Below are 3,688 nucleotides of genomic sequence, written 5' to 3' on the forward strand. Positions count from 1 at the left end.
AAGGAGACCCGATTGTCCCAGGTCATCGCGAGGCGCATGCATTGCTTGCCGGTTTCGATATGCCGGCGCATGTCGGCCGTTTCCAGCGCGTGTCCGACGTATCGCACCGTAGCGCCGCCTTCGCCGCTCGAACGTAACTCCGTGTCCTGATCCAGCGTAAAGCCGGCCGGCGCTTCACCAGAGAGCAACCAGTCCGTCATCGCGGCGACGGGTGAAAGCGGCACACGGACGCTGGCGAGCGGCAATTGATCGATCGATTTCACGAGCAGGCCGCGAACATCGTCGGCAAGCGCCTGGGCGGCCGCATCGATGACGAGCCAGCCGTTCACCGTATCGATCCAGACGCGCGTATCGCGACGAATGCTGAACGCGCGCGGACGCAGTTCGTCGGTAACCTGCTCCTTGAGTTCGCGAAGCTGTTTTCGCCCGAGTTTGAATCCCTGCTGGTCTTCGACTTCAGCCGCCCGGTCCTTGGTTATCTGATTGACGACGGACGCCGGGAGTAACTTTTTTTCAGCACGAAACACCAATAGCATCTGGCGGTTGTTCGAATACACGAGCGCGCCGTCGTCTCGTGGCGACGCCCATCCGAGCGTCTGCATCTCGACGCTGTTGCCGGGCTGGAACGCGTGGGGCGCCAGCCATTTTTCCATTTGATCGGGAGTGACGGACCAAGGGGCCGGAAGACGATGAAGCTGAAGGTTTTTGAACCACATGGGCGTATAGGCAAAGCGCGCAATTCTATACGACGGCGGCGTTCCTCGACCATTAACAATGGGACCGGCGCCGCACCCTGGAATGGCATTGGCCATGCAGAAAGCTCGACCTCACGAGAACACATGGGACCGCCAGAAACAAAAAACCCCGCAAATACAGAGATTTGCGGGGTTTTCTGACTTCTTCGGATTGCTCCGAATTGAATCTTGGTGCCCAAGAGAGGACTCGAACCTCCACGCCTTGCGGCGCATGGACCTGAACCATGTGCGTCTACCAATTCCGCCACCTGGGCAGGGTGCGTGTACAGCGAAGAACGCAATTATAGCCGGGCGTTTCACGCTGTCAAGCATTTTGGAATCAAACGCGAAACGTCGCTGCGAGCCATAGTCCATATGGCTTAACGCCCGTGTGCCCTTATGGTGGGTGTTAGAATGAGTCGGGAATGATTCATGAACGAACCGAACAACGCTTTAGCGAGAGCGCGAATCCGGCCGTTGGCCGAATTCGCCGCGATTTTTATTTGCCGCGGCGTACCACCATATGCATGCCGTGCCAGGGAAACCGCGCCGTGAAAGCCAACAAACCGCGACATTCAGTCCAGACGAGAAGAGATCATCGATAAGCCCTTGAACAAATATCCGTATCCGATTCCGAGCCGCGAAGAAATTCTCGGCGTGTTGCGCACGAGCGAAGCACCGCTCGCTGCGAACGACATCGCTGAAGCTCTGTCGATCAAGCGCCAGGAGCGTGAAGGATTTTTCAAGCGACTCGGCGCCATGGAGCGTGACGGCCAAGTCCGCCTCGACAAGCGTGGCTACTATCAACTCACGCATCCGTCGAACTTTGTCGCGGGCCGGGTCCAGGGTCATCGCGACGGCTTCGGCTTCCTGGTTCGCGACGACGGCCAGGATGACCTGTTCCTGCCCAACGGCGAAATGCAGAAGGTCATGCACAACGATCGCGTGCTGGCGCGCATCGTGGGTTATGACCGGCGCGGGCGCCCCGAGGGACACATTGTCGAAGTCACGGATCGCGCGAATAAACGGATTATCGGCCGCCTGATTAACGAGAACGGCGCACTGATTCTCGTGCCTGAAGACAAGCGTATCGGCCACGACATCCTGATCACGCAGAATCCGAAGAAGGCGAAGGTCGGGCAGGTCGTGTCGGTGGATCTCACCGACTTTCCGAGCCGGCATTCGCAGCCGCTTGGCCGCGTGGCGGAAGTGATCGGGGATATCGACGATCCGGGCATGGAGATCGAGATCGCGGTACGCAAATACGGCGTGCCGCATGAGTTCAGTGATCGCGCGCTCGAGCAGGCGTCGAAGTTGCCGGATGAAGTGCGTCCGGTCGACATTCGTCATCGCGTGGATTTGCGCGATGTGCCGCTGGTGACGATCGACGGTGAAGACGCCCGCGACTTCGACGACGCCGTGTATTGCGAGCCAATGACCGTCGGTCGCGGCACGGGCTTTCGCATGCTGGTCGCGATTGCCGACGTCTCGCATTACGTGCGCCCCAACGAAGCGCTCGACGTCGATGCGCTCGATCGCAGCACGTCGGTGTATTTCCCGCGTCGCGTGATCCCTATGCTGCCGGAGAAGCTGTCGAACGGCTTGTGTTCGCTGAATCCGCAAGTCGACCGGTGCGTGCTCGTCTGCGACATGGTGATCACCGCGCGCGGCGAGATCAAGGCGTATCAGTTCTATCCGGCCGTGATGCATTCGGCCGCGCGTCTTACCTATACGGAGGTCGCGTCGGTCCTGACCAATACGAAGGGACCGGAAGCCGCGAAGCGCGCCGAGCTTTTGCCGCAATTGCAGAATCTCTACGGCGTGTACAAGTCGCTTCACGCTGCGCGCCAGAAGCGCGGGGCGATCGATTTCGATACGACCGAGACGTACATCGTTTGCAATGCGCTGGGCAAGATCGAGCAAATCGTGCCGCGTCATCGCAATGATGCGCATCGGCTGATCGAGGAATGCATGCTCGCGGCGAACGTCTGTGCCGCGGACTTCCTGAAGCGCCACAAGCACGCAGGGCTGTATCGCGTGCATGCGGGCCCGACGCCGGAGAAGCTTGAGAATTTGCGCGCGTTCTTGCGCGGAGTCGGCTTGGCGCTGGGTGGCGGCGAGAAGCCGCACGCGAGCGACTACGCCGCGTTGATGGCCCAGGTTCGCGATCGGCCGGACGCGCAAATGCTCCAGTCGATGGTCCTGCGCTCCATGCAGCAAGCTGTCTACAGTCCTGAAAATATCGGCCACTTCGGGCTGGCTTATGAAGCCTATGCTCACTTCACGAGCCCGATTCGCCGATATCCCGACCTGCTTACGCATCGCGCGATCTACGCGATCCTGCAGGGCAAGAAGTATCAGCCCGAAGTGGGCCACGACATCACGCTGAGCACCGGATTGACGAAGGCCGCGCGCGCGATGCAGAAATCCGACGACGAATCGCGCAGCCGCCAGCGCAACAGCGTCGCAATCTGGGAAGAGCTCGGACTGCATTGTTCGTCGAATGAACGTCGGGCGGACGAAGCGTCCCGTGACGTGGAAGCGTGGCTCAAGTGCTATTTCATGCGCGACAAGCTCGGCGAGGAATACGGCGGCATGGTGAACGGCGTGACCACGTTCGGCATCTTCGTGCAGCTGGATTCGTTGTTTATCGAAGGGCTGGTGCATATCACTGAGCTCGGCGCCGATTACTTCCAATATGATGAGGTCAAGAACGAACTGCGCGGCGAGCGCACGGGCATTCGATACCGCATGTCGGATCGTGTGCGCGTGCAGGTAAGCCGTGTGGATCTCGATTCGCGCAAGATCGATTTCCGGCTTGTCCGCGACACCCCCGTGAAGCCGCCTTCAGGCCGCCCAACAGCGCCGGCTGTCGAACATTCGGCGGGTGTTGGCGCTACGGCTGGTCCGCGCGTGCGGCCCTTTCCCGTCGACGAAGGCAGCAGCGTGAACAG

2 protein-coding genes and 1 tRNA gene are annotated in these 3,688 nt (G+C 60.2%); 1 reads left to right on the forward strand and 2 read right to left on the reverse strand.

All coding sequences use genetic code 11. The features are described from left to right. Both WCA53_RS29170 and WCA53_RS29175 read right to left on the reverse strand, forming a co-directional pair. A partial coding sequence (locus WCA53_RS29170; protein WP_423919330.1) for a recombination-associated protein RdgC occupies positions 1-716 on the reverse strand: 716 nt, incomplete at its 3' end. 208 nt (positions 717-924) lie between these two features. Beyond that, positions 925-1,009: transfer RNA gene (locus WCA53_RS29175), tRNA-Leu, on the reverse strand. 334 nt (positions 1,010-1,343) lie between these two features. Here WCA53_RS29175 and rnr point away from each other — a divergent pair. Next, the coding region (rnr, locus tag WCA53_RS29180) for a ribonuclease R (protein ID WP_423919327.1) at positions 1,344-3,688 on the forward strand (2,345 nt) is incomplete at its 3' end.

It is taken from the genome of Caballeronia sp., from assembly GCF_049581465.1.
Classification (GTDB): domain Bacteria; phylum Pseudomonadota; class Gammaproteobacteria; order Burkholderiales; family Burkholderiaceae; genus Caballeronia.